General features: G+C 60.4%; 21 protein-coding genes and 1 pseudogene. 18 read left to right on the plus strand and 4 right to left on the minus strand.

The window, feature by feature from the left end:
* Positions 1 to 218 precede the first annotated feature (218 nt).
* From AAE029_RS26830 to AAE029_RS26850, 5 genes and pseudogenes are all read left to right on the plus strand, one after another.
* Positions 219 to 464: a hypothetical protein gene (locus tag AAE029_RS26830; RefSeq protein WP_371076090.1), complete on the plus strand. Its 246-nt coding sequence runs from the start codon at positions 219 to 221 to the stop codon at positions 462 to 464.
* 85 nt (positions 465 to 549) lie between these two features.
* On the plus strand, positions 550 to 1,212 hold the full coding sequence (locus tag AAE029_RS26835) for a sulfite oxidase-like oxidoreductase (RefSeq protein ID WP_371075954.1): 663 nt from the start codon (positions 550 to 552) through the stop codon (positions 1,210 to 1,212).
* A gap of 79 nt (positions 1,213 to 1,291) precedes the next feature.
* Positions 1,292 to 1,962: pseudogene (locus AAE029_RS26840) on the plus strand (FadR/GntR family transcriptional regulator).
* On the plus strand, positions 1,962 to 3,245 hold the full coding sequence (locus tag AAE029_RS26845) for a CynX/NimT family MFS transporter (RefSeq protein WP_371076091.1): 1,284 nt from the start codon (positions 1,962 to 1,964) through the stop codon (positions 3,243 to 3,245). Before AAE029_RS26840 ends, AAE029_RS26845 begins: the two are co-directional and overlap by 1 nt.
* A 173-nt stretch (positions 3,246 to 3,418) precedes the next feature.
* On the plus strand, positions 3,419 to 4,972 hold the full coding sequence (locus tag AAE029_RS26850) for a S10 family peptidase (RefSeq protein ID WP_371076092.1): 1,554 nt from the start codon (positions 3,419 to 3,421) through the stop codon (positions 4,970 to 4,972).
* 5 nt (positions 4,973 to 4,977) lie between these two features.
* On the opposite strand, the gene AAE029_RS26855 is transcribed toward AAE029_RS26850, so the two are convergent.
* The gene (locus AAE029_RS26855) at positions 4,978 to 5,361 is read right to left on the minus strand and encodes a hypothetical protein (RefSeq protein ID WP_371075955.1); all 384 of its coding nucleotides are present in this window, start codon (positions 5,359 to 5,361) and stop codon (positions 4,978 to 4,980) included.
* A 203-nt stretch (positions 5,362 to 5,564) separates the two neighbouring features.
* Positions 5,565 to 5,774, minus strand: coding sequence for a hypothetical protein (locus AAE029_RS26860; protein WP_371075956.1), 210 nt, complete (start codon positions 5,772 to 5,774; stop codon positions 5,565 to 5,567).
* A 70-nt stretch (positions 5,775 to 5,844) separates the two neighbouring features.
* Between AAE029_RS26860 and AAE029_RS26865 the strand changes: the two genes are divergently transcribed.
* From AAE029_RS26865 to AAE029_RS26910, 10 genes are all read left to right on the plus strand, one after another.
* Complete coding sequence (locus AAE029_RS26865; protein WP_371075957.1) at positions 5,845 to 7,347, plus strand: hypothetical protein; 1,503 nt, start codon at positions 5,845 to 5,847, stop codon at positions 7,345 to 7,347.
* 655 nt (positions 7,348 to 8,002) lie between these two features.
* The gene (locus AAE029_RS26870; protein WP_371075958.1) at positions 8,003 to 8,704 is read left to right on the plus strand and encodes a CerR family C-terminal domain-containing protein; all 702 of its coding nucleotides are present in this window, start codon (positions 8,003 to 8,005) and stop codon (positions 8,702 to 8,704) included.
* Entirely contained in the window at positions 8,701 to 9,711 is a 1,011-nt protein-coding gene (hlyD, locus tag AAE029_RS26875) for a secretion protein HlyD (protein WP_371075959.1), read from the plus strand. The genes AAE029_RS26870 and hlyD overlap by 4 nt, the downstream gene beginning before the upstream one ends.
* Positions 9,708 to 11,453, plus strand: a complete 1,746-nt coding sequence (locus tag AAE029_RS26880; protein WP_371075960.1) for an ATP-binding cassette domain-containing protein — start codon at positions 9,708 to 9,710, stop codon at positions 11,451 to 11,453. Before hlyD ends, AAE029_RS26880 begins: the two co-directional genes overlap by 4 nt.
* The gene (locus tag AAE029_RS26885; RefSeq protein WP_371075961.1) at positions 11,450 to 12,586 is read left to right on the plus strand and encodes an ABC transporter permease; all 1,137 of its coding nucleotides are present in this window, start codon (positions 11,450 to 11,452) and stop codon (positions 12,584 to 12,586) included. The genes AAE029_RS26880 and AAE029_RS26885 overlap by 4 nt, the downstream gene beginning before the upstream one ends.
* A 1-nt stretch (position 12,587) precedes the next feature.
* The gene (locus AAE029_RS26890) at positions 12,588 to 13,700 is read left to right on the plus strand and encodes an ABC transporter permease (RefSeq protein ID WP_371075962.1); all 1,113 of its coding nucleotides are present in this window, start codon (positions 12,588 to 12,590) and stop codon (positions 13,698 to 13,700) included.
* Between the two features lie 161 nt (positions 13,701 to 13,861).
* A complete protein-coding gene (locus tag AAE029_RS26895) occupies positions 13,862 to 14,413 on the plus strand; it encodes a chromate transporter (RefSeq protein WP_371075963.1) in 552 nt (183 codons plus the stop codon).
* A gap of 117 nt (positions 14,414 to 14,530) precedes the next feature.
* The gene (locus AAE029_RS26900; protein ID WP_371075964.1) at positions 14,531 to 15,067 is read left to right on the plus strand and encodes a chromate transporter; all 537 of its coding nucleotides are present in this window, start codon (positions 14,531 to 14,533) and stop codon (positions 15,065 to 15,067) included.
* 113 nt (positions 15,068 to 15,180) lie between these two features.
* On the plus strand, positions 15,181 to 15,960 hold the full coding sequence (locus AAE029_RS26905) for an SDR family oxidoreductase (RefSeq protein WP_371075965.1): 780 nt from the start codon (positions 15,181 to 15,183) through the stop codon (positions 15,958 to 15,960).
* Between the two features lie 134 nt (positions 15,961 to 16,094).
* Positions 16,095 to 16,292 (plus strand): DUF3008 family protein, encoded by a 198-nt coding sequence (locus AAE029_RS26910; RefSeq protein ID WP_371075966.1) that lies wholly within the window; start codon positions 16,095 to 16,097, stop codon positions 16,290 to 16,292.
* A gap of 404 nt (positions 16,293 to 16,696) precedes the next feature.
* Here AAE029_RS26910 and rhaI read toward each other — a convergent pair whose 3' ends face one another.
* Positions 16,697 to 17,989 (minus strand): L-rhamnose catabolism isomerase, encoded by a 1,293-nt coding sequence (gene rhaI / locus AAE029_RS26915; RefSeq protein WP_371075967.1) that lies wholly within the window; start codon positions 17,987 to 17,989, stop codon positions 16,697 to 16,699.
* A 116-nt stretch (positions 17,990 to 18,105) separates the two neighbouring features.
* A complete protein-coding gene (locus AAE029_RS26920; protein WP_371075968.1) occupies positions 18,106 to 20,202 on the minus strand; it encodes a bifunctional rhamnulose-1-phosphate aldolase/short-chain dehydrogenase in 2,097 nt (698 codons plus the stop codon).
* Positions 20,203 to 20,402: 200 nt separating this feature from the next.
* Here AAE029_RS26920 and AAE029_RS26925 point away from each other — a divergent pair, with 200 nt between their 5' ends.
* The 3 genes from AAE029_RS26925 (at position 20,403) to AAE029_RS26935 (ending at position 23,864) form a co-directional block, all read left to right on the plus strand.
* Positions 20,403 to 21,215, plus strand: a complete 813-nt coding sequence (locus AAE029_RS26925) for a DeoR/GlpR family DNA-binding transcription regulator (RefSeq protein WP_371075969.1) — start codon at positions 20,403 to 20,405, stop codon at positions 21,213 to 21,215.
* A 46-nt stretch (positions 21,216 to 21,261) separates the two neighbouring features.
* Positions 21,262 to 22,257: a rhamnose ABC transporter substrate-binding protein gene (gene rhaS, locus AAE029_RS26930; protein ID WP_371075970.1), complete on the plus strand. Its 996-nt coding sequence runs from the start codon at positions 21,262 to 21,264 to the stop codon at positions 22,255 to 22,257.
* Positions 22,258 to 22,328: 71 nt separating this feature from the next.
* On the plus strand, positions 22,329 to 23,864 hold the full coding sequence (locus tag AAE029_RS26935; protein ID WP_371075971.1) for a sugar ABC transporter ATP-binding protein: 1,536 nt from the start codon (positions 22,329 to 22,331) through the stop codon (positions 23,862 to 23,864).
* The last annotated feature ends 3 nt before the right edge of the window (positions 23,865 to 23,867 follow it).

Raw genomic sequence — 23,867 nt, forward strand, 5'->3', positions numbered from 1 at the left:
TTCCCCAGTCCTTGTAGAAAATTTTCGTACCGTCCTTGGTCGTGATCGTTCCCATAGTCATGGCTCCTGCTTTGTGTTGTGGAACGTTGCGGCCGCGCGACTGTCGGAAAGTTCGCGGCATCTTCCAGACTAGCAACGCGAGTTGAAGCTTGCATGTCGACGCGGAAGTGTCGAGAAGTGTCCTGCAAAACCGACGATCACCTCACTCGGAGTCGAAGATGCCCGCCCGCGATCGCTTCTCAAAGAAACTTACCTGTCCACAGTGCGGCAATGCCGGTTTTGCTGAGGCGTCGGAAAACGACGATCCAAAACGAAAGCATCCCGACTTTTCGATCGATCGGATGCCCAAGGGCTTCTTCGAGCAACGCCCTTCTGTCCATCAGGAAATGTTCATGATCCGATGCGAGTGCGGCCGCAAATTCCCGTTCCGAGCCGTCAACGAGACTGCGGAAGCTCGAAGCTGACTTCGAACGAAGCCGGCCTCTCGCTTGACAGCCGACAAACCCGAATGTCCTATGCCCGCAATTCAAATCATCTCGCGAGGACGCCATGACCGACGAGCCGTCGACGCCGGATAGCAAGCTCATCACGTCCAAGCGCCGTTGGGCCGCCGAGGGCAAATTCCTAACGGGCCGCATCAGCCGTCCGGAGGCCGAACGCCTGCCACCGGGCCAGCATCTGGTTAGGAACTGGCCGGTGCTCGATCTCGGCCAGCAACCCGTCATCGCCGCCGAGACGTGGCGGCTGGAAGTCCGCGGCCTCGTCGAAAACCCGCTCGACCTGACCTGGAGCGCCTTTCAGGCGCTGGAGCAAAGCACGAAGGTAAGCGACATCCATTGCGTTACCACCTGGTCGCGCTACGACAACCGATGGGAAGGTGTGGCGACGCGCGATCTCCTTGATCTCGCCATGCCGAAGGCGGAAGCGCATTATGTCATGCTGACGAGCTATGACGGCTATACGACCAACCTGCCGCTTGTCGATTTTGCCGCCGAAGATGCGATCCTTGCGACCGCCTGGGAAGGACAGCCGCTGACCCGCGACCATGGCGGCCCGATGCGGCTCGTCGTGCCGCATCTCTATTTCTGGAAGAGCGCCAAATGGCTGCGCCGTATCGAGCTGATACCGGCGGACAAGGCCGGCTTCTGGGAAAAGAACGGTTATCACATGTACGGCGACCCCTGGCGCGAGCAGCGCTATTCAGACGACTGAGCCTGCTTGAGCGCGGGTTGACGCCCGCGCTCACCTTCGGTAATCATGAAGTCATCTGATGACTTGGTGATTTAACGAAATGAAACCCCTTCCCCGTTCCAATCTCGCAGAAAACGCACTGGAAAGCATTCGCGCCGAGATCCTCGCCAAGCGATGGTCTGTCGGCGATCGCCTTCCCAACGAAGCAACGCTTTCCAGCATGCTTTCGGTCAGCCGCGGCACCATCCGCGAAGCGGTGCGGGTTCTCGTGGCGCAAGGCTATCTCGAGACCGCCAAGGGTCGGGAACCTATGTGCGCTCCTCGACCGACCCCGTTCAGAACCTGATCCGGGCAAAGAGCGCGGGCCTGCGCGATCAGTTCGAGGCGCGCTGCGCTCTGGATGTCGAGGCGGCGAGACTGGCGGCACTTCGCCATACACCCGCGAATATTGCCGGGCTTCGCACGCTTCTTGACCAGCGCGGCGACAGCAGCGATCCCGAAATCTTCGTCAGCCGCGATCTCGCCTTCCACAAGGCCATCATTGCCGCCGCCGGCAATCGCGCCATGATTGAAATCTACGAATTCTTCTCCGCCTCGATCGAAGAGACGATCAAGGCGACGCTCTCGGATGATCTTCCCGAGCCCGATTTTCAGGCCCATGCCGATATCATCGATGCCATAGAATCCGGCGACCCGGACAGGGCCGAAGCGACCGTCCGCCGCTTCATGGCGCCTGTCCTCGCCGCCCTCGACAGGATGCTGCTTTCATGATGGATTCCCCGTCGCAACCAGCAAGCGCGCTCGACCTTGCCGACGAACAGCTGATCGATGCCGAAATCGACAACGTGCCTCCACCGCCGGCGCCGTCGATGTCGAGCGGCGCAAGTCTCCTCCTGGGCACTAGCCTCGTGCTGATCGCCTTCAATCTGCGCCCCGTCTTTTCCAGCGCCTCCGCACTGCTGCCGGAGATCATCTCGCATCTCGGCCTGTCGTCGACGGGCGCAAGCCTGCTCACGACATTGCCGGTCGTCTGCCTCGGCGTGTTCTCGCCGTTCGCTCCCCGGCTTGCGCAGCGGTTTGGCGCCGAGCGCACGTTGCTCGGCGTGCTCTTCCTGCTGGCACTCGGCACCGGCTTACGGGGCCTTGGCGCCATACCTTTGCTTTTTCTCGGCACTGCGCTGGCCGGCGCCAGTATAGCCGTCGCCAACGTGCTGCTGCCGGGGCTGGTCAAGCGTGACTTTGCCGGCAGGGCCGCTCTTATGACCGGCTTCTACACAATGGCGCTCTGCGCTGGAGCAGCAGGTGCTGCCGGTTTCACGCTGCCGGTCGAGCGGCTCCTGGGCAGCACCGAGGCCGCACTGGCGTTCTGGGCGCTGCCGGCTCTCCTCGTCGGCCTGATCTGGTTACCGCAGGCATTTGCAAGCAGACATCAAGCCAATCGCACCGGTTTCCGGGTGGAAGGCCTCTGGAAAGATCCGCTTGCCTGGAAGGTCACCCTTTTCATGGGCTTTCAGTCAGCGCTTGCCTATTGCGTCTTCGGATGGCTCGTGCCGATCCTGCGTGAACGCGGCCTCGACGGCGTGACGGCGGGAGCCGTCGTCTCCATGTCCGTCATGATCCAGGCCGTGTCATGCCTCGTTGCCCCGCAGATCGCCGTGAGGGGCAAGGACCAGCGCCTTATCAACGCATCACTCTGCGCAGTTGCCGTCATCGCCCTGCTCGGCCTGCTCTTCGCCCCGCTTTCGACCGTCTGGTTCTGGGCGGTCCTGCAGGGTGTCGGCCAGGGCGGCCTGATCGCGGTTGCCATGACGGTCATCGTGCTGCGGTCACGCGATGCGCATGTCGCGGCGCATCTGTCGGGCATGGCTCAATGCGTCGGCTATATGCTCGCGGCGATCGGTCCCCTCCTCGTCGGACTGATCCACAGCTGGACGGGAAGCTTCGGGCCAAGCGCAATTCTGTTCGTGCTGCTTGGCCTTGTCGCCGGCGTCAATGGCTGGGGAGCGGGCCGCGCCGTTCATATTGAGGCAAGGACCATCGAGAACCGGACTTAGGTAGGCACATAAACTCCTCATCAAAATCTGTTGAGTTCTCTCCCTGCCGCAAAGCGGGCTACTATTTCCCCTATCGAGCTTGTTCCCCTATCGAGCTTCAGGTGAGGAGAAACATTTTGCCCTTTCGTCGCACCGCTCTGGCCCTCGCGGTTGTTTGTTCTTTTCTTTCGACCCTGGCAGCCGCGCAGGATCACCCCGACACAGCGCCGAGCGACACGCCTAACACCGGAGCGGTCCAGCAATCGGATCGCAGCCCGAGCCGGCCGGCGAGCACCGGCTCCTCAGGCCAGACGCGTTCTTCAGATGGCGTTCTTGGTCTCCTCCCGGCGGATTCCGTCACCGATCACGTGCTCAATGCCAAAGGCCGCAGCATTCCCTATACCGCCACGGCGGGCACGTTCAGCCTGTTCGGGCAGGATGGTGAGCGCACGGCGGCAGTCTTTTACACGGCCTATGCCGCCAAGGACAGCGATGCCAACCGTCCCGTGACCTTCATCTTCAATGGCGGCCCGGGAGCGGCCTCAGCTTTCCTGCATCTCGGCCTCGTCGGACCGAAGATTGTCGATTTCGGGCCGAACGGTCGCGACGGCGCCGACGCCAAACTCGTCGACAATCCTGAGAGCTGGCTGGAATTCACTGACCTGGTGCTGATCGACCCGATCGGCACGGGCTGGAGCCGCACGGTCAAGCCGGACGACGCCTCGAATTTCTATAATGTGCAGCAGGACGCCCAGAGCCTTGCCAAGGTAATCGCCCTTTATGTGTCGCATAACGGCCGCGCGGCCTCGCCGAAATATATTCTCGGCGAAAGTTATGGGGGCTTCAGAGCGGCAAAGGTCGCCTCAGCCTTGAAGCAGGATCAGGGCATCCTCGTCTCCGGCATTGTGATGCTGTCGCCGCTGATCGATGGACAGCTCCTGTTCGACGCCGACGAATACGCGCTCGGGGCCGCTCTCGAATTGCCCTCGCTCGCGGCAGCCGAACTCGAACGCCGCAACGCCTTCAGTGCAGAGGCGATGCGAGACGCAGAAAAATTCGCTTTAACAGACTATCTGTCGACCCTTGCCGGACCAGCTCCGACGGGCGATGCGGCCAAGGTATTCTATGCCCGGGTATCGGCGCTGACAGGCATTCCCGTCGATGTCGTGACCAGGAGCCGCGGCTTTCTGGGCAACTCCTATCTCAAGCATTCGCTGGGCGACAAGCCCCTCGTCGTCAGCCCCTATGATGCCTCCTTCACGGTGCCGGATCCCTATCCGGAATCCGATTCCGGAGGTGGCGACGATCCCATTCTCGACGGATTTACCCGGGCCTATGGCGGAAACTTTGCAAGCTATGCCCGCAACGAGCTCGGCTTTGCCACTGACATGACCTATGAGTTGCTGGCCAATGAGGTGAACCGCAAATGGCAATGGGGCGAAGGCCGTGGCGGCGGCTCACGCAGCCGGGCAAGCGCCACGGGCGACATCAAGGAACTTCTGTCCGTGATCCCGTCCTTTCGACTGCTGGTCGCTCAAGGCTACAGCGACCTCGTAACGCCCTACTCCGTCAACAAGTACGTCATCGACCATCTGCCGCCCGCCGCTGCGGCCGGTCGCGCCGAACTGCAACTCTATCGCGGCGGGCACATGTTCTATACCCGGCCGGATTCGCGTAAGGAATTCACCGCTGCGGCAAGGGCATTCTATGAGAAGAGGCCGGCCTCGACGGCTGTCCAGGCCGATTGAATTGACTATTTTGGCGACCCACCGGATGTCAACCGCGATGCGGTGACGAAGATATCCAGGCCGCCATCGGCGAGAAGGCGCTTTTTAACAAAGGCGCCCATGAACCGCGCCGCAGCCGAAAGCGACATCTCCTCCAGCGGGCTCTCTCCCTCCTGCGGCCTGATCATCCGTGCTGTAATCGCGCGTACGATACTGCTCGGTGCAATATCCCGGCAGCCGCGCATCGCCTGGAAGACGACAGTGACAGGAAATATCCTCCCCTGGAACGTGACGATCGGTTCCGTCAGTTCCTCATCCCATTCCTCGCAGGCGTAGCAAGCATCGCTGAAGAGCTGCTGCAGAGCTATTGGGGCATGTCCATTATGAAGTGGTGGCAATGCGCTCAGCATGTCTGTCTCCTCTTGGCGGGAAAAGCCAGATCCTTCTGTCGCGATCGGCGCCAGCGCGTGTGGCATGAGCCGATTTTCCGACAGTCGGCCGCATTTACCTCGCGGAGTTTATCGACTGCCGGCGTCGATGAAAAGAGGTTGCTGACCGACCAGTGAATTTTTAGGGAGCCTTCGCCGGAGCGCGGCGGTGCACGGCCGGGGCCTCACAAAAAACTGTTGATTTCCCTCAATCCGCCACGCTCCGGCCCATATTCATTTTGACACGCCGCGGCGCTCAGCTTTACTTGCAGACCATAGTACTCAGCTCGACAATTCCTCGCCGGCGCTGCGATATGAAGTACTTTATTAGTATAAAGAAATAATTCACTACCGACACTTTTGACATCGAATTTGGGGCGAAATGGGATGGTCATGAGTTTTTTCCGTCGCAACGAGGACAGCGCGAAGATCCGTTCCGCAATGCCTCATACAAGGATGTCTCACATGGCAGAGCTTCGATCGGCCGTCACGACCCAGCCTACGAGCGCAACGGCGGCGCCCGTGACCTACAGCTCAGAAATTACCGATTACGAGGCTTTCGGATCCGCGCTCGAGGAAAACAAGCAGTCGTCGGAGGAATTGCTTTCCGACCTGGCATTCCTGCAGGAGCGCGTGTCCTCGTTGCTCGGCGCACACAAGACGTCTCTCAATGAAGTCGGCCTTCTTCGCGCCGAATGCGCGCGTCTCGCCTCGCTCCTGGAATATGAGAGCGGCGCTCGCCGGAAGCTGGAGCAGGATAACATCCGCCTTGCCGCCGAAAACAAGGACACCCGCACCGACAACAGCCAATTGCGCATCGAAGTCGACGCGGTCCGCGAAGAATTCGTGAAGCTTCAGGCCATGCATGCCGTGATGTCGGAAGAATTCACGATCATCGAGACTCGCCTGCTCGACGCCGAGCGCGAGCTGGTGGATCGGGCCAGCCAATATGACGAGGCCACCAACCTTCTGCGCCGTACGCAGCAGGAGCTCGACACGCGCAGTCGCGAGCTCGCCACGACGCGCGAGAGGCTCGACCAGGAAACGACGGCGCATCAGCTGCTTGCCGAGACGTCGCGGCGCGAGAACGGCGTTCAGGTGCGAGAACTCGCCCGCCTCAACGAGGAAAGAACCCAGCTGAAAAGCAACCTCAACCAGCAGGAAGCACAGGCGCGCAATCTTCAGTCCATCGCGACGAGCCTCAAGCAGGAGCTCTCGCTCTACGAAGAGAAGTACAACCGTCTCCAGGCCGAGTTCGAAAATCTGCAGACGACCTCCGCCTTGGAAGCCGCCCATCTGACAACCAAGCACGAGGCAGTCGTTTCGAAGGCGGAGCTTATCGAGAAGTTGCTGGCGACGGCCAATGGCCGCAACAAGATGACCGACGAAGAGCTGCAGACCGTCAGAGCTGAACTCAAGCGCGTGAAGGCAGAGATGGCGTCTTCCCTTTCCCGATCCGAGCGGCTGGAGGATGAGGTTCTTCGCGCCCGTGCGCTTGCAACTGAAAACGAGGCCGCCCGGCGCGAACTTGCCACCCAGTGCGGCGACCTGACCGTGAAGCTGCGAGAAGCAGAGGGGCTTCGCAGCAAGCGCGATCGCGAGACGGAAATCCTGAAGCGCGATCTGGACGCGCGCGCGGATTCCGATCGCTACGAAATCAGCCAGCTGCGCACGAGTCTCGAAATCGCGAAGTCGGAAATCCGGCAACTGCGGACGGAACGCGCCATTCTGACGGGTCAGCTCGAAGTGGCGCGCGGCGAGCGCGGCAATGGCAGCAGCCTGAATATCCGCGAACAGGACGAGCAGGCTGCACAGCCTGCGGCGACAAACCGTTACGTTCCCGCCCAGCAGCCGGTCATCGATATCTCCGAAAAGTCGTTGCGCGGTCCCGCATCCTTCGGCGCGATCGTCGACGACCTGACAGATATGGGTGGCAACGAGCCGGCAAGGGTGCCGCCCGCGGAATAAGTTGCATCAGACGGCCGGCGCTCTCCAAATCGGTCAACAAAGGCAGTACCTTACAGCCGATACTGGAATCAAACTGATAGGGCCAGCATGATTGCTTGCCCTTTCCGTTTTTGCTCGCAGTACGTTCGTGCCGAAGTTTCCGCAAGTTCTAACGCCTTCTCGGCGGACGCATATTTCAATTCATCAACGAGTCAGCGGATTCGACCCATCCTAGAATCAAAAAGCATGGGGTGAGCCAAGCGCTCCTGCTCCATCGATGACCCGGAAGGGAACATGGTGAAATTTACCAGTGATCTCAGGACCTTCCAGCCGGTTCCGGAATCAAAAAAACAAACGGAGAGCTTGCTCCCCTCCTCTTGCGAATAGCCTCTATGCGAAAGCAGGAGGTTGAGCTGTAGGGTGCGCTTTGTCGCCTCCTGATGAAACTTCATCAGCGAAGTACTCCGTTCATCCTGAGGTCGCGCAACCCCTCATTATTTAAGGTATCCCTAAATAATAATAAGCATTTTCAGAACATAAAAAGAACATTTAGGGATCGACACCATCCTGCCGCCGACGCAGCTCTCAGAGCGCCGCCACAGCCGATTGGTCCGGGCTCCAAAAATTTAATTATTCATTCGATTGACTGATTTCTTGTTTTGTATTAGAAAAAGGCATGATCGAAGATAATCAAACCAATTCGGGCCCCAATTCGCGCCGGGATCTTGCACGGGAAAAGCTGCTTGCCGCCGCACTCGATATCTTCGGGCGCTACGGCTTCGATGGCGCGACGACACGCAAGCTTGCCGATGCGGCCGGCGTGAACCTGCAGGCCATTCCCTATTATTTCGGCGGCAAGGAGGGCCTCTATATCGCCACGGCCGAATACCTGACTGAAATAATCGGCCAGCACGTTGCCGGGCTGAGGCAGCGCATCGGCAGCCGGTTGATGGAACTCGACAGGAACGGCGAAGCGCTGACAGCGTCGGAAGCCCGGCTTTTCCTGACCGACATCGTCCAGACGATGGTCGTCCTCTTCGTCAGCAAGAAATCGGAGTCTTGGGCTCGCTTTCTGATCCGCGAACAGATGGAGCCGACCGAGGCTTTCACGCGCGTCTACCAGGGCATCATGCGACCGATGATCGAAATGGGCCGGCGATTGATGGGCGCCATTCTCGGCGAGGATCCCGCATCCGAGAATGTGCGGCTGCGCACCCTCTCCTTCGTCGGCAGCATACTCGTCTTCCGGATGGCGCACGCGGCGGTGCTCGCGCAAATGCACTGGGATTCCATCGGCGAAGAACAGATCGAGACGGTTCGCGCGCACGCCGCAAGGCTTGTTGCAGCGCTGAGCCCGATGGAAGGAGACATATCATGAAAAAGATCATCGCCGTCATCGTGCTGCTGGCGGGCGCCGGTGCGGCTGCATGGTGGTACGATGTGCCTGCCAAACTCGGCTGGCAAAACGACACTCACAGGGAATTCACCCTCTATGGCAATGTCGACATCCGGCAGGTTTCGCTCGGATTTCGCGTCAGCGGCCGCATTGCAAAGCTTGCCGTCGACGAGGGCGACGTCATAAAAAGCGGGGAACTCCTGGCGAGGCTGGACGCTCAACCCTATGAATATGCGGCACGCACGGCCGAAGCCAATGTCGCAGCCCTTCGCGCGACCCTGGACAAGCTGAAGACCGGCCCCCGGCAGACAGAGATCGCCCAGGCGCGCGCCCTCTATAACGAGAGCCTCGCCGACCTCCACAATGCCGACCTGGCTCTCGATCGCGCCCGGCAGTTGCGCCCGCAAGGGACGATTTCGCAGGCCAGTCTCGATCAGGCGACAGCCACCAAGGCGATGGCCGCAGCCCGCGCGGACTCTGCCAACGAGGCACTGAAGCTCCTGGAAGAAGGCAGCCGGGCTGAAGACATCGCCAATGCAGACGCCCAGCTTCGTGCCGCCGAGGCTACGCTCGATTCCGCCCGGACCTCGCTCGAAGACACCGTGCTTCGCGCGCCCAACGACGGCGTCGTCCTCTCGCGGGTCCGCGAAATCGGCGCGATCGTCTCCCCGGCCGATACCGTTTTCGTGCTGTCGCTGACGCAGCCGGTCTGGGTCCGTGCCTATGTCGCTGAACCCGATCTCGGCCGGATTCATCCCGGCATGAAGGTCGAGGTGACGTCCGATACCAGGCCGAAGGAAGCCTATCAGGGCACGATCGGCTTCATCTCGCCGGTCGCCGAGTTCACGCCGAAATCCGTGGAGACGCCTGAACTCAGGACCGATCTCGTCTATCGCCTCCGTGTGGTGATCGATAAACCCGGCCCGGATCTGCGCCAGGGCATGCCGGTGACCGTGCGCCTTCCCTCGTTGATGGCGTCAGGACAATGACTGCGTCCGCCATCAGCGAAGCGGAAGCCGGACTGGTCCGGCTTTCCGACGTCACGAAGCGCTTCGGCAACGGTCCGCCCGCGCTCGATGCTGTTACGGGTGTCGTTCCCGCAGGCGAGATCACCGGCCTCGTGGGCCCGGATGGGGCCGGCAAGACGACGCTGATCCGCCTTATGACCGGCCTCATGCTGCCGGAAAGCGGAAGTGTCGAGGTCCTCGGCTTCGACACGCGCAAGGCTGCCGCCGCCATTCAGGCGGCGATCGGCTATATGCCGCAACGCTTCGGCCTCTATGAAGACCTTTCGGTTCAGGAAAATCTCGATCTCTATGCCGATCTTCGCAGCCTGCCGAAACGTGAACGCCCGGCCGCCTTTGAAGAATTGCTGACCTTCACCGACCTCAAACGCTTCACCGGGCGCTTGGCGGGCAAGCTTTCCGGAGGCATGAAACAGAAGCTGGGGCTTGCCTGCGCGCTGCTGAAGAAGCCGCGCCTGCTGCTTCTCGACGAGCCGGGTGTCGGGGTCGACCCCATATCGAGACGCGACCTTTGGAAGATGGTCGAGAACCTGACGAAAGAGGGCATCGGCGTCCTCTGGTCGACCGCCTATCTCGATGAGGCGGAAGCCTGCGACCGCGTCTTGTTGCTTAATCAGGGCAGGCTGCTGTTTTCCGGCAAGCCTGCGGACATGACCGGCCGCGTGAAGGATCGGGTCTTTCACCTTACCGGCACGGCAGGACGCAAGCGTCAAGCGCTTGCCAGACTATTGGAAGAAGACGGTATCGTCGACGGCGTGATCCAGGGCGAAGCGATCCGGCTCGTTACCAAAGAGGATGTCAAACCCGAGGCCATTGCGACAGGAGATGGGACCAAGATTGTGCCCACGGCTCCGCGCTTCGAGGATGCCTTTGTCGACATGCTCGGCGGCGGCCCAGGCGGACGTTCCAGGCTTGCCGAGGCGCAGGACGTGCATGCCGCCGATGACGACAGACCTGTTATCCAGGCAAATGGATTGACCAAGCGCTTCGGCGATTTCACCGCCGCCGACGATATCACCTTCGATATCCGCCGCGGCGAGATTTTCGGCCTGCTCGGGCCAAACGGCGCGGGCAAGTCCACGACCTTCAAGATGCTCTGCGGCCTGTTGAAACCGACGCAGGGCGAAGGCCGTGTCGCAGGCTTCGACCTGCGCCGCGATGCCGCCGAAGCACGCAATCAGCTCGGCTACATGGCCCAGAAATTCTCGCTCTACGGCGATCTCACCATCTCGCAGAACCTCGACTTCTTCGCCGGTGTCTATGGCCTGCGCGGCCAGCGCCGAAGAGAACGCATCGAATTGATGAAGGAGATCTTCGACTTTGCCCGGCATAATGGGCAGCCTGCCAAGGACCTGCCGCTCGGATTGAAGCAGCGCCTCGCGCTTGCCTGCGCCGTCATGCACGAGCCGCAGGCGCTCTTCCTCGACGAACCCACCTCGGGCGTCGACCCGATCACGCGGCGCGAATTCTGGACGCATATCAACGCGCTCGTCGAAAGAGGCGTGACGGTGCTTGTGACCACACATTTCATGGACGAGGCCGAATATTGCGACCGCATCTCGCTGATCTACCGCGGTCGGTCGATCGCACTCGGCTCGCCCGACGAGTTGAAGGCGCGTGTGGCAACCCCTGATATGCCTGATCCCACCATGGAGGATGCTTTCGTCGCGCTGGTGCAGTCGTCGGAGGAAAGGGAAGCGGCATGAGCAACGGAGCGACAGCGCAGGATCGTTTACGTCGTTTCGCCGCTCTCGTGCGCAAGGAGAGCTATCAGGCCGTGCGCGATCCGAGTACGATCCTGATCGCCTTCGTGCTGCCGATCATCCTGCTCTTCCTCTTCGGTTACGGCGTCTCGCTCGATACCACGCGGACCCGTGTCGGCCTCGTTATGGAAGAGACGACGCCGATCACGACGGATCTGGCCGCGAGCTTTCAGGCGTCGCGCTATTTCTCGGTCAGGACGGGTCGCGATCGGCGCGAATTCGAGGAAGATCTGGTGCTCGGCCGCATCCGGGGCATTCTGGTGATCCCGGAAAATTTCACGATGGACTATAGCGCCGGCAACAGTCCGAAAATCCAGGTGATCGTCGACGGCTCGGACCCGAATACCGCAAACTTCGTCCAGAACTATGCCCAGGGCGCCGTCTCCACATGGGGGAACCAGCAGCAGGTCGAGACCACCTCCGCCGGCCCTCCCATATCCATCGAGCAACGCTTCTGGTTCAATCCCGAGCTTACCAGCCGAAACTTCCTGGTGCCCGGCTCGATCGCGATCGTCATGACGCTTGTGGGCACGCTGCTCACCTCCCTTGTCGTCGCCCGCGAATGGGAGCGCGGCACGATGGAGGCGATGATGGCAACGCCAGTGACGGCAGCCGAATTGCTTGCCGGCAAGATCCTGCCCTATTTCATCCTTGGGCTGACCTCGATGACGCTTTGCGTGCTGCTCGCCGTCTTCCTGTTCGGCGTTCCCTTCCGCGGCTCTGTCCTTGCCCTCTATGCGCTGTCGGCCACCTTCCTGATCCCGGCGCTCGGCCAGGGGCTGCTGATTTCGGCGGCCACGAAAAATCAGTTCCTCGCCTCGCAACTCGCGCTGATCTCCGCTTTCCTGCCGGCCTTCCTGCTTTCGGGTTTTCTCTTCGAGATCAACTCCATGCCGAAGGTTATCCAATGGATCACCCTCATCGTGCCGGCGCGCTATCTGATCCCGAGCCTGCAGACCGTATTTCTGGCAGGCGACATATGGCCGATGTTTGCGAACGCGATCGCCGTGATGCTGCTGATCGGCGCGATCCTTTTCCTGCTCGCCGCGCGCAGCACAAAAAAGAGGATCGGTTGAGATGTGGTGGACGCGACTGAAGGCGCTGATCGTCAAGGAGCTGCTCGCCGTGCTGCGCGATCCGAAAAGCCGCGCCATCCTGGTTGGGCCGCCGATCGTGCAGCTCCTTGTCTTCTCCTATGCCGCGACCCTGGAGGTCCGCAATGTCGACATCATGGTCCTGAACCGCGACAGCGGCCATTGGGGACAGGAACTCGTCGAACGCATCGACGCCGCCCCTACCTTCCGCAAGGTTGCTTTCACGACGAACCCGGCAGAAGTTCGCGATGCGATCGACCGCCAGAAAGTCATCGCCGCCGTCGAGATCGGCCCAGATTTCTCACGCGACATCGAGGCCGGAACATCGGCCGACGTCCAGACCATCCTCGACGGGCGCCGTTCAAATGCCTCGCAGATCGTTGCCGGCTATCTGACTCAAATCATCGCAACACTTGCGGCCGAAACGCCGGGAGGCGCCCGCGCAGCTTCCGGCTCTGTCGCCACCATACCGCGCAATTGGTTCAACTCGAACCTGACCTTTCAATGGTTCATGGTACCCAATCTGATCGCCAGCATAGCGCTTCTGATCGGACTGATCGTCACGGCACTTTCGATTGCGCGGGAGCGCGAGCTCGGCACCTTCGACCAGCTCATGGTCTCGCCGCTGCGTGTCCACGAAATCCTGATCGGCAAGCTGCTGCCGCCGATGATGATCGGTCTCTTCCACATAACCGTCTATATATTGGCGGCCATCTTCGTCTTCGGCGTGCCGTTGCGCGGATCGCTGCTTTTTCTCTACGGCAGTTCCTTCTTCTATCTCGCATCCGTGGCCGGGCTTGGACTCTTTATTTCCGCGCTGTCGATGACGCAGCAGCAGGCGATCCTCGGCGCCTTCCTCTTCATGGTGCCGGCCATGCTGTTGTCCGGCTTCGCCACACCGATCGAGAACATGCCCGAATGGCTGCAGCCGGTGACGATCGTCAATCCGCTGCGTTACTTCCTGATCATCGTGAAGGGTGTTTTCCTCAAAGACATTCCGCTCAGCGAAGTGGTGTATCAGACCATACCGCTTTGCCTGATCGCAATGGTCACCCTGACCGCTGCCGCCTGGCTGTTTCGCCGAAGACTGGAGTGACGGTGGATCCTTCATCGGAAATCGCGGTGAGCCCCTGCGATTTTTGGTAGCGGATATAATTATTGCATCAAGCTTTATCCGCCAGATATAAATATCGCATATTGGCGACCCGGCCCAAAGGTTGCATTTTGGGCAAATCATCGCTTCGGGAAACTCAGCACATGTTGGATCCGTCAGCGCAGCCGCGCCCCACTCCCCTTCGCCTTTTTCTTATCTTCTGCCGCATCGGATTGACGAGTTTCGGAGGAGGTATCAGCGGCTGGTACATGCGGGAATTCGTCCGGGACCGCAGATGGATGAGCGAAGAGGAATTCCTGACTGGCCTCTCCCTCTCCCAGGCGCTCCCCGGCGTCAATGTCACAAACATGTCGATCTGGATCGGCTATCGTCTGATCGGTCCGAAAGGCGCGATTGTGGGATTGATCGGCATGATCGTTCCACCCGCCATCCTGCTCATTCTCCTCGCCACGGTCTTTGCGTCGCTCTCGCATTTCCATCTGACCCACCTCGCACTCACAGGTGCGGCAGCAGCCGCAATCGGATTGTCGCTTTCGATGGGCATCACGGCAGCCCGGCGCATCCCGCGAAAGGTCGCTCCCATTCTCATCATGGTTGCCACTTTCGTCGCGATCGGCGTCCTCCAGTGGCCGCTGTTCTGGACGGTTCTCGGCGCGGGCTCCATCAGCGTCGCATTGGCCTATTTCAAGTCTTAGAGCGGTTCAGCTTTTCTTTGAATCGCAGCACCGCTCTAAGCTTTTGTTCTTATGCAATTTCGAACGGAAAACCGCTTCGCACTTTTCCTGGAATTGCTCTAGCCGCCGGAGTTCCCCATGCCCAATCAGCTTTGGAATTTGTTGCTCGTCTTCCTGCCGCTTTCCATCGTGACGATCGGCGGAGGCCAGACAGCAATTGCCGACATCAATCGCCAAACCGTCGATGTCCAGCACTGGATGACGCAGGCACAGTTCCTGGACGCCTTCGCCATCTCCCGAATGGCGCCCGGACCGGGTACGCTTCTGGTCACCTTGATCGGCTGGAATGTTGCCGGCTTCTGGGGCGCCGTTGTTGCCACGGTTGCCATCTTCCTGCCGACGACTTTCCTGATCTACGGCGTTGCGCATATATGGACCCGCTACGAGGGCGCACGCTGGCAGTCGGCGCTTGAAACTGGCCTGAAGCCCGTCGCGGCCGGCATGATCCTCGCGACCGTCTATGTTCTCCTTCAGGCCATGGAAGGTGGCTGGGCCGTCAAGGCGATAGCACTTGCCTCCACCGCTGTCCTCATGCTGACGCGTGTCAATCCGCTTCTTGTCATCGGACTCGGCGCGGCTCTTTTTGCCGCGCTGCAATCCGTCGTGCCGGCTTGAGTTGTCTCTCTCGTTCACGAACCACCTACCGGACCGGAACCAACGATAATCCCACGCATTGCAATGGATATCCTGGTGTCGCCGATGAATCGGACGGCGAGAAGGAGGGACAGATGGAACTTACCGGAAAAGTCGCCTTGGTGACCGGCGCCGGTTCGGGAATCGGCAAGGCTTGCGCATTGAAGTTCGCCGCCGAAGGCGCTCATGTCGCCGTTCTCAGCCGCACCGCAAGCGAGGTGGAAAAGGTCCGCGACGAGATCGTGGAAGCCGGCGGCGAGGCTATTGCGCTGACGGCGGACGTCTCGGACGAAGATCAGATGCACCAAGCCGTCGAGCGCATGGTCGCCCATTTCGGCGGGCTTGACATTGTGGTCGCCAATGCCGGCATCAACGGCGTGTGGGCGCCGATCGACGATCTTCGTCCGGAAGAGTGGGACAAGACGATCGCCGTCAATCTGCGCGGGACCTATCTGACACTGCATCTGAGCGTACCGCATCTGAAATCCGCCGGCGGCTCCATTATCGTCATCTCGTCAATCAACGGAACACGTACCTTCACGACGCCGGGCGCCACAGCCTATGCGGCGACAAAGGCGGCGCAGATGGCGATGGTCAAGCAGCTAGCCCTGGAACTCGGCAAACATGGCATCAGGGTGAATGCCGTATGCCCCGGCGCCATCGAGACGAGCATCGGCAGCAACACCCGAAAACGGCGTCAGTCCGAAGCGGAAGTCCCCGTCATCTGGCCGGAAGGGGAAATTCCCATCACAGGAGGGCGCGCGGGCCAAAGCGCGGACGTTGCCGAAACCGTCACCTTTCTCGCTTCCGATCGCGCCCGTCATATCACCGGCAGCCCGATCTGGGTCGACGGCGGACAGAGCCTGTTGCGTTAGAGATCGTCACCCGTCCCGTGCAACGGCAAACCATGAACGATTGGATCAACCTTCGTTATGGAACAATCCCTTAGGTGGCGTGTTGATTACCGGCGGATTTAAAAACCGCCGGAATCGAAAGAGGAACAAACGTCATGCCCGCAAAATCGAAATCCCAGCAGATGGCAGCCGGCGCAGCCCTGTCGGCCAAGCGCGGAGAAACCAAGAAGAGCGAATTGAAGGGCGCCTCCAAAGGCATGGTCGAGTCGATGAGCGAAAAGGAACTGGAGGAAATGGCCTCGACCAAGAGAAAGGGAAAACCGGACAAGGTCTCGAAAGCCAAATCCAAATAGGAACCTGGCCGTAGTTCACCAGGCAATTGCGACAGCGGAGGAGAGGCTAAAATTGCCAGCCATTCTGGCAGCATCAAAGCCATCGCGGCACCATTTTATTTCGAATTTTCAAATATCTAAAATTAGGCAAGCCTCACGCAAAGATCGCGTGCGATAAGATTGACAATCGGGGCCACCGACCTAACTCCCCGAGGGCAATCGAGAGACGAATATGACCTACGACTGGACCGGCCAGCGCACTCGCCGTCTGCGGATGCTGCGGTTGGCAATGCTTCTTGCCGCTATCCTGGCCACCGTACCCGCCTATTGGCTGTTCACTTAGCTAAAGCCAGCCTTCAGCATTCTGAGCACATTGCGCACCCGACGGGGTGCGCAATGCTAACTCAGACAATCGACGAAATTGCTCAAACGATACCGCCACCGCCGGCCGCCGATGCCGGTCGCTCGGCAGCCACCTTCTTGCGATAGCCGCTCGCCCGATAAGTGGCGATGGCATCGATTGCGCCACCGCTGCGGCGGCGGGCCTCCGCCAGGATCGGCTCGACATCGGCGCGATAGGCGCGCTTCAGAGTCTCGGACGCCATCAGCGCATCGTTGGAATCCTGATAGCCGGACAGTGCCTTGCGATCGACCAGCAGTGCCTGCGCGTAGGCGCGGCGGATCTCGTTGGCGCTGGAAATCAGGCTTTCAATCGGATCCGTCACATTATGCGATTGGTCGATCATATGAGCCGGATGAAAGCCCTTCACGCCACGATCGTCGGCATCGACCAGCTCGTTGAAGACGAGGAACAGCCGGTATGGCTCGATTGCACCCGCATCGAGATCGTCATCGCCATATTTCGAGTCGTTGAAGTGGAAGCCGCCGAGCTTGCCGAATTGGATGAGGCGCGCGACGATCATCTCGATATTGGTGTTCGGCGCGTGGTGGCCGAGATCGACGAGGCAGAAGGCCTTGGGACCGAGTGTCTGCGCGATCAGGTAGTTCGTCCCCCAGTCCTGCACGACGGTCGAATAGAAGGCCGGCTCGTACATCTTGTGCTCGGAGAAGAGCCGCCAATCGTCGGGCAGCGCCTTGTAGATCTCGCCCATCGACGCGAGATAGCGCTCGAAGGCGCGTGTGAAATGGCTCTGGCCGGGGAAGTTCGAGCCGTCGCCGATCCAGACCGTGAGTGCCTTGGAGCCGATCGCCTTGCCGATCTCGATGCACTCGAGGTTATGTTCGACGGCCTGCCGGCGCGTCGCGGCATCGACGTGACTCAACGATCCGTATTTGTAGGAATGCGCCTGGCCGGGTGAATCCGAGAACGTGTTGGAGTTCATGGCGTCGAAGCCGAGTCCGAGCGCATCGCCTTTCGCCTTCAGCTCCTTCGGATCCGCCTTGTCCCAGGGAATATGCAGCGAGACCGTCGGCGTCGCCTGTGTGAGCTGATGGATGACGGCGCAGTCATCGAGCTTGTCGAAGATGCCGCGCGGCTCGCCAGAGCCGGGAAAGCGGGCGAAACGCGTACCGCCTGTACCGACCCCCCAGGAGGGGACGGCGACGTGGAATTCGGACACCTTCTTCGTCACCGCTTCGATATCGACGCCACGGCGGGCGAGCGCGGCGCCCAGCGCTTCATAATCGGATTTCAGCGCAGCGGCGCGCTTGTCATTTTCCTGCGCGACGATGTCAGGCGCAATTCTGAATTCGGCCATGGATTCCTCCCGAATATATGGAATGGCGGGCGGCGGGCTCCACCCCGCCGCTTCTCCTGCATGGTTCCTCAAATCGGAACCGATTTAAGGATAAGGCCATGCAGCAATTCAAAGTATCAGCGCGGAAAACTCTGCGCGTTGCCGGCGTCGACATTGATGATGTTGCCGGTCGACTTGGCGGAAAGGTCGGATGCAAGGAAATAGATCGCTTCCGCGATATCTTCCGGGAAGACGTTGAGCTTCAGCATCGAACGCTTGCGGTAATGTTCCTCCAGCTCGTCGACTTCGATCTTCGAGGAAGCAGCACGCTGCTCCCGCCATTCGCCGCTCCAGATCTTCGAGCCGCGCAGGACCGCATCCGGATTGACCGTATTGACGCGGATGCCGGCTTCCGCACCCTCGAGCGCGAGGCAGCGGGCAAGATGGATTTCGGCGGCCTTGGCCGTGCAATACGCGGCAGCGTTCGGCGATGAGGCAAGGCCGTTCTTGGAAGCGACGAAGACGACATTGCCGCCCAAGTTCTGGCGGCGAAACAGCCGGAATGCCTCGCGCGAGACGAGGAAATAGCCGGTGGTAAGAATGTCGATATTGCGGTTCCACATCGAAAGTTCGGTGCTTTCGATTGGCGCTGACGAGGCGATGCCGGCATTGGAAACGAGGATATCGATCCCGCCGAACTCGACGCAGGCTTCCGCGAAGGAGGAGATGACCGCATCTTCCTTGGTGACATCGAGCTTGACGCTGCGCACGGCATCGGCGCCGAATTTCTTGACGAAATCGGCTTCCGTCGTCTCGAGCGCCGCCGCGTCGATATCGGCAAGCACCACGCAGGCCCCCTCGCCGACCAGACGCGCGGCGGTCGCGCGGCCAATACCACCGGCGCCACCGGTGACGAAAGCGACGCGACCGGCAAGGCTCTTCGGCTTCGGCATGCGCTGCAGCTTCGCCTCTTCGAGCAGCCAGTACTCGATATCGAAGGCCTCCTGCTCCGGCAGCCCCTGATATTCGGAAACGGTCGAGGCGCCGCGCATGACGTTGATGGCGTTGACATAGAACTCGCCGGCGATGCGGGCAGTCGCCTTGTCACGGGCAAAGGAGAGCATGCCGACGCCCGGAACCAGGAAGATCACCGGATTCGGATCGCGCATGGCCGGCGAATTGTCGTGCTTGCAGTCGTTGTAGTAGCGCGCGTAATCGGCGCGGTAGTCCTCGAGCGCCTTGTCGAGGCCGGCGACGATTGCGTCCACATCGGGCTTTGCCGGATCGAAATCGACGATCAGAGGACGGATCTTGGTGCGCAGGAAGTGATCCGGGCAGCTCGTGCCGAGCGCACCGAGCGGGCGCAGGCTCTTCGAATTGACGAATTCGAGCACGGCGTCCTGATCGTCGAAATGGCCGAGCTTGCGCTCCGCCTTACCGATACGGCCGCGGATTTCCGGCATCAGACGGGCTGCGATCGCCCGGCGTTCCGCAGCCGGCAGGCTGCTTGCCACCGCACCGCCGAAAATCGTCTTGCCCTCGGTCTCGGCGGCGAACCACTTGATCGCCTTGTTGATGATGTCGAGCGTCAGCTCGTAGCAGGCCTTGGCTTCGTTCGCCCAGGTGAAGAGTCCATGGCTTTCGAGGACGACGCCCTTGGCGTTCGGATGATCCTTCACGAAGGATTCGAGATCGAGGCCGAGCTGGAAGCCCGGACGGCGCCAGGGCAGCCAGCCGATCTCGTCGCCGAAGATCTGCTTCGTCAATTCCCTGGAATTCTTGGAAGCGGCGATGGCGATGATCGCGTCCGGGTGCATGTGATCGACATGGGTAAAGGGCACGAAACCGTGCAGCGGCGTATCGATCGAGGCGGCTCGGCTGTTGAGGTTGAAGGTGCAATGCGGCAGGAAGCCGACCATACGGTCTTCGTCCTCAACACCCTTGTAGATGCCCTTCAGGGACTCAAGCTTATCCTGATAGAGCGTGGCGAACCCGTCGAGCTTGATGGTTCCGACGTCGCCGCCCGATCCCTTGACCCAAAGGACCTTGACCTTCTCGCCCGTCAGCGGATCGGTTTCCATGACCTTGGCCGAGGTATTGCCGCCGCCATAATTGGTGATGCGCTTGTCTGCACCCAGAAGATTGGAGCGGTAGAGCAGCTTGCCGGGCTCGTCGAGACCTGCTGCGTAAGTATCATCCCAACGGTTCTCAAGAAGCCGGACGTTCGGCGCCATGTCATCCTCCCATACGAAATCTTTTGAAGGCGCGAGCAGAATTCCCGGCCTTTTCGAAGATCGGTATCGCTCATCAAAACCAAGCTTGTCAATCGAAAACGATCAAATTCAATTATTGTGCATCGCAATATGAAAATATTTGAGCGTTTTTGATTGACACTTTGTCACAGTTACGAAATAAACAGGGACAGGAGGAGCCTATGCACGAACGGGAACGCCATCGTATCATTCTGAGCGCCGTCCAGGAAAAGTCCGTGGTCACGGTTCAGGACATTTCGGAACTGACCGGCGCTTCCGAGGCGACGATCCGGCGCGACATCGCCGCCCTTCATGTTCAGGGCAAGATCCGACGCGTGCGCGGCGGCGCAGAGGCGGTGCATCCGCCGCAGCTCGGCAATCTCGCCGGCCGCCCGTTCCGCGTCTCCGAATCCGTCAATATCGATAAAAAGCGCGCAATCGCGCGTCAGGCGGTCGAGCTTTGCGACCCGGGCGACGCGATCATCATCAATGGCGGCACGACCACCTTCCAGATGGTCCATTTCATGGCCGCCCATCGCCTGCAGGTGATGACCAATTCCTTCGCGATCGCCGAGCATCTGGTCAAGCACTCGAAGAATACGGTGACGGTTCCGGGCGGCGCGATCTATCGCGAGCAGAGCCTGATCCTTTCGCCTTTCGACAATGATGCGATCCGCAATTTCTATGCACGGCGCATGTTCATCGGCGCGCAAGGGATCGGCCCGCTCGGCGTGATGGAGGCGGACGCCCTGATCATCCAGAGCGAGCAGAAGCTGATGCATCAAGCCGACGAGCTCGTGGTCATGGCCGATTCCAGCAAGTTCCACAGACGGTCGAGCCTCATTCTCTGCTCGCTCGATCGCGTCTCTACGATCATCACCGACGACGGTATATCGGAGGATTCGGTCCGGATGATCGAGGATGCGGGCGTGAAGCTCATGATAGCAAGCGCCGTTCCGCTTTCCGAAAAACAGGAATCCTCTTCAGTCGCATGAGGCGCTGGAGAGCTTTTGAAGCTTATCAACGTGGGAGGATGAAAGCATGAAACTCGCAAGGAAACTCGCAGTCGGCGTCGCTCTGGCCGTCGCCATGATGGCAAGTGCTGCCGGCGCTGCCGATATGAAGATCGGCCTCGTCGTCAAATCGCTCGGCAACGGTTTCTTCGAAGCCGCCAACAAGGGTGCACAGGAAGCTGCCAAGGAACTCGGCGGTGTCGAGGTGATCTATACAGGCCCGACTTCGACGACCGCCGAAGGCCAGATCGAAGTCATCAACTCGCTGATCGCCCAGGGCGTCGATGCCATCGCGATCTCCGCGAACGACCCCGATGCGGTCGTCCCCGCCCTGAAGAAGGCCACGCAGCGCGGCATCAAGGTCATCTCCTGGGATTCCGGTGTCGCGCCGGAAGGCCGAATCCTGCAGCTCAATCCGTCGTCGAACGAGCTGATCGGCAAGATGTGCCTGACGCTCGCTAAGAACCACCTCGAGGGCGGCAAGGGCGATTTCGCCATCCTGTCGGCAACGACCACCTCGACGAACCAGAATATCTGGATCGGCGAAATGAAGAAGCAGCTCAAGGATTTCCCTGGCCTTAACCTCGTCACAACCGTCTATGGCGACGACCTCTCCGACAAGAGCTATCGCGAAGCCCAGGGCCTCCTGACCTCGCATCCGGAAGTCAAGGTCATCGTCGCTCCGACGACCGTCGGCGTTCTCGCCGCTTCGCAGGCCGTCAAGGATGCCGGCAAGATCGGCAAGGTCTATGTGACCGGTCTCGGCCTTCCCTCCGAAATGGCAGGCGCGATCAAGTCGGGCGCCACGAAGGAATTCGCCATCTGGAACCCGATCGACCTCGGCTATTCGGCAACCCAGATCGCCTATCACCTCGTCAAGGGTGACACGGACGGCAAGCCGGGCAGCGAGATCGAAGCAGGCCGCATGGGCAAGATCAAGGTTGGCGACAACGGCGAAGCCGCCATGGCCGATCCCTTCGTCTACAACGCCTCGAATATCGACCAGTTCTCCAAGGTCTTCTGATCCGAAGCCAACCATCCAAGACCCGGCGGCTCGTCCGCCGGGATTCCCTTCGACATCAGGTAAGAGCGCTGATGAACACCGCCTTTCAACAATCCGTCACGGACATGAAGACCGCAGACGTACCAGCCATCCTGGAAATGCGCGGCATTTCGCAGATCTTCCCGGGCGTCAAGGCGCTCGATAATGTCAGCATCGCGCTTTATCCCGGCAAGGTGACCGCGTTGATCGGCGAAAACGGCGCCGGCAAATCCACTCTCGTCAAGATCCTCACCGGCATCTATCGGCCGAATGAAGGCGAGATCCTTGTCGACGGCAGGCCGACCCATTTTGCCAACGCGCAGGCTGCGATCGACGCCGGCGTGACTGCGATCCACCAGGAGACCGTGCTCTTTGACGAGCTGACGGTTGCCGAAAACATCTTTCTCGGCCATGCGCCGCGCACGAAATTCCGCACCATCGACTGGAAGGAAATGAACCGCCGGTCGGGAGAACTGCTGACTTCGCTGGAAAGCAATATCGATCCGACGATCCGGCTGAAGGATCTCTCGATTGCCCAGCGTCACCTCGTGGCGATCGCCCGCGCCCTGTCGATCGAGGCCCGCATCGTCATCATGGATGAGCCGACCGCAGCCCTCTCGCGCAAGGAGATCGACGATCTCTTCCGCATCGTCGAAGGCCTGAAGGGCCAGGGCAAGGCGATCCTCTTCATCAGTCACAAGTTCGATGAGCTCTATGAGATCGCCGACAATTTCGTCGTCTTCCGCGACGGCCGCGACGTCGGTCATGGCCGTCTCAAGGAAACGCCACAGGATGAAATCGTCCGGATGATGGTCGGCCGCGACGTCGAAAACGTCTTTCCGAAACTGAACGTCACGATCGGCGCCCCGGTGCTCGAGGTCGAAAATTACTGCCATCGCACCGAATTCCGCGACATCTCCTTCAAGCTTCGTCGCGGCGAGATCCTCGGCGTCTACGGCCTGATTGGCGCCGGACGCTCGGAGCTCTGCCAGTCCCTCTTCGGCATTACCCGGCCGCTCTCCGGCAGGCTGGTCCTCGATGGCAAGGAACTGACGATCCACTCGCCGCTCGACGCAATCCGCGCCGGCATCGTCTATGTGCCGGAAGAGCGCGGCCGCCACGGTCTGGCGCTGCCGATGCCGATCTATCAGAACATGACGCTGCCTTCGCTCGGCCGCACCTCGCGCAAGGGCTTCCTGAAAGCTGCGAACGAATTCGCGCTTGCCCGCAAATATGCCGAGCGGCTCGATCTGCGCGCCGCCGCCCTCTCCGTCCCGGTCGGCACGCTTTCGGGCGGCAACCAGCAGAAGGTCGTTATCGGCAAATGGCTCGCGACCCAGCCGAAAGTGATCATTCTCGACGAGCCCACCAAGGGCATCGACATCGGTTCCAAGGCTGCCGTCCATGGCTTCATCAGCGAACTTGCCGCCGAAGGGCTCTCGATCATCATGATCTCGTCCGAACTGCCGGAAATCATCGGCATGTCGGACCGGGTGCTGGTGATGAAGGAAGGTCTTTCCGCCGGCCTCTTCGAGCGCGAGGGGCTGACGCCGGAAACGCTGGTGCGCGCTGCGACCGGCAATGCTTGAGGT

The organism is Sinorhizobium sp. CB7, from assembly GCF_041357635.1.
Classification (GTDB): Bacteria; Pseudomonadota; Alphaproteobacteria; order Rhizobiales; family Rhizobiaceae; genus Rhizobium.

Bases quoted from the DNA above. Each gene is read 5' to 3' on its own strand.
- AAE029_RS26830 (WP_371076090.1), top strand. From the start codon at position 219: ATGCCCGCCCGCGATCGCTTCTCAAAGAAACTTACCTGTCCACAGTGC.
- AAE029_RS26835 (WP_371075954.1), top strand. From the start codon at position 550: ATGACCGACGAGCCGTCGACGCCGGATAGCAAGCTCATCACGTCCAAG.
- AAE029_RS26880 (WP_371075960.1), top strand. From the start codon at position 9,708: ATGACTGCGTCCGCCATCAGCGAAGCGGAAGCCGGACTGGTCCGGCTT.
- AAE029_RS26905 (WP_371075965.1), top strand. From the start codon at position 15,181: ATGGAACTTACCGGAAAAGTCGCCTTGGTGACCGGCGCCGGTTCGGGA.
- AAE029_RS26895 (WP_371075963.1), top strand. From the start codon at position 13,862: ATGTTGGATCCGTCAGCGCAGCCGCGCCCCACTCCCCTTCGCCTTTTT.
- AAE029_RS26935 (WP_371075971.1), top strand. From the start codon at position 22,329: ATGAACACCGCCTTTCAACAATCCGTCACGGACATGAAGACCGCAGAC.
- rhaS (WP_371075970.1), top strand. From the start codon at position 21,262: ATGAAACTCGCAAGGAAACTCGCAGTCGGCGTCGCTCTGGCCGTCGCC.
- AAE029_RS26865 (WP_371075957.1), top strand. From the start codon at position 5,845: ATGGCAGAGCTTCGATCGGCCGTCACGACCCAGCCTACGAGCGCAACG.
- AAE029_RS26870 (WP_371075958.1), top strand. From the start codon at position 8,003: ATGATCGAAGATAATCAAACCAATTCGGGCCCCAATTCGCGCCGGGAT.
- AAE029_RS26890 (WP_371075962.1), top strand. From the start codon at position 12,588: ATGTGGTGGACGCGACTGAAGGCGCTGATCGTCAAGGAGCTGCTCGCC.
- AAE029_RS26855 (WP_371075955.1), bottom strand. From the start codon at position 5,361: ATGCTGAGCGCATTGCCACCACTTCATAATGGACATGCCCCAATAGCT.
- AAE029_RS26900 (WP_371075964.1), top strand. From the start codon at position 14,531: ATGCCCAATCAGCTTTGGAATTTGTTGCTCGTCTTCCTGCCGCTTTCC.
- rhaI (WP_371075967.1), bottom strand. From the start codon at position 17,989: ATGGCCGAATTCAGAATTGCGCCTGACATCGTCGCGCAGGAAAATGAC.
- AAE029_RS26860 (WP_371075956.1), bottom strand. From the start codon at position 5,774: ATGACCATCCCATTTCGCCCCAAATTCGATGTCAAAAGTGTCGGTAGT.
- AAE029_RS26885 (WP_371075961.1), top strand. From the start codon at position 11,450: ATGAGCAACGGAGCGACAGCGCAGGATCGTTTACGTCGTTTCGCCGCT.
- AAE029_RS26910 (WP_371075966.1), top strand. From the start codon at position 16,095: ATGCCCGCAAAATCGAAATCCCAGCAGATGGCAGCCGGCGCAGCCCTG.
- AAE029_RS26845 (WP_371076091.1), top strand. From the start codon at position 1,962: ATGGATTCCCCGTCGCAACCAGCAAGCGCGCTCGACCTTGCCGACGAA.
- hlyD (WP_371075959.1), top strand. From the start codon at position 8,701: ATGAAAAAGATCATCGCCGTCATCGTGCTGCTGGCGGGCGCCGGTGCG.
- AAE029_RS26920 (WP_371075968.1), bottom strand. From the start codon at position 20,202: ATGGCGCCGAACGTCCGGCTTCTTGAGAACCGTTGGGATGATACTTAC.
- AAE029_RS26925 (WP_371075969.1), top strand. From the start codon at position 20,403: ATGCACGAACGGGAACGCCATCGTATCATTCTGAGCGCCGTCCAGGAA.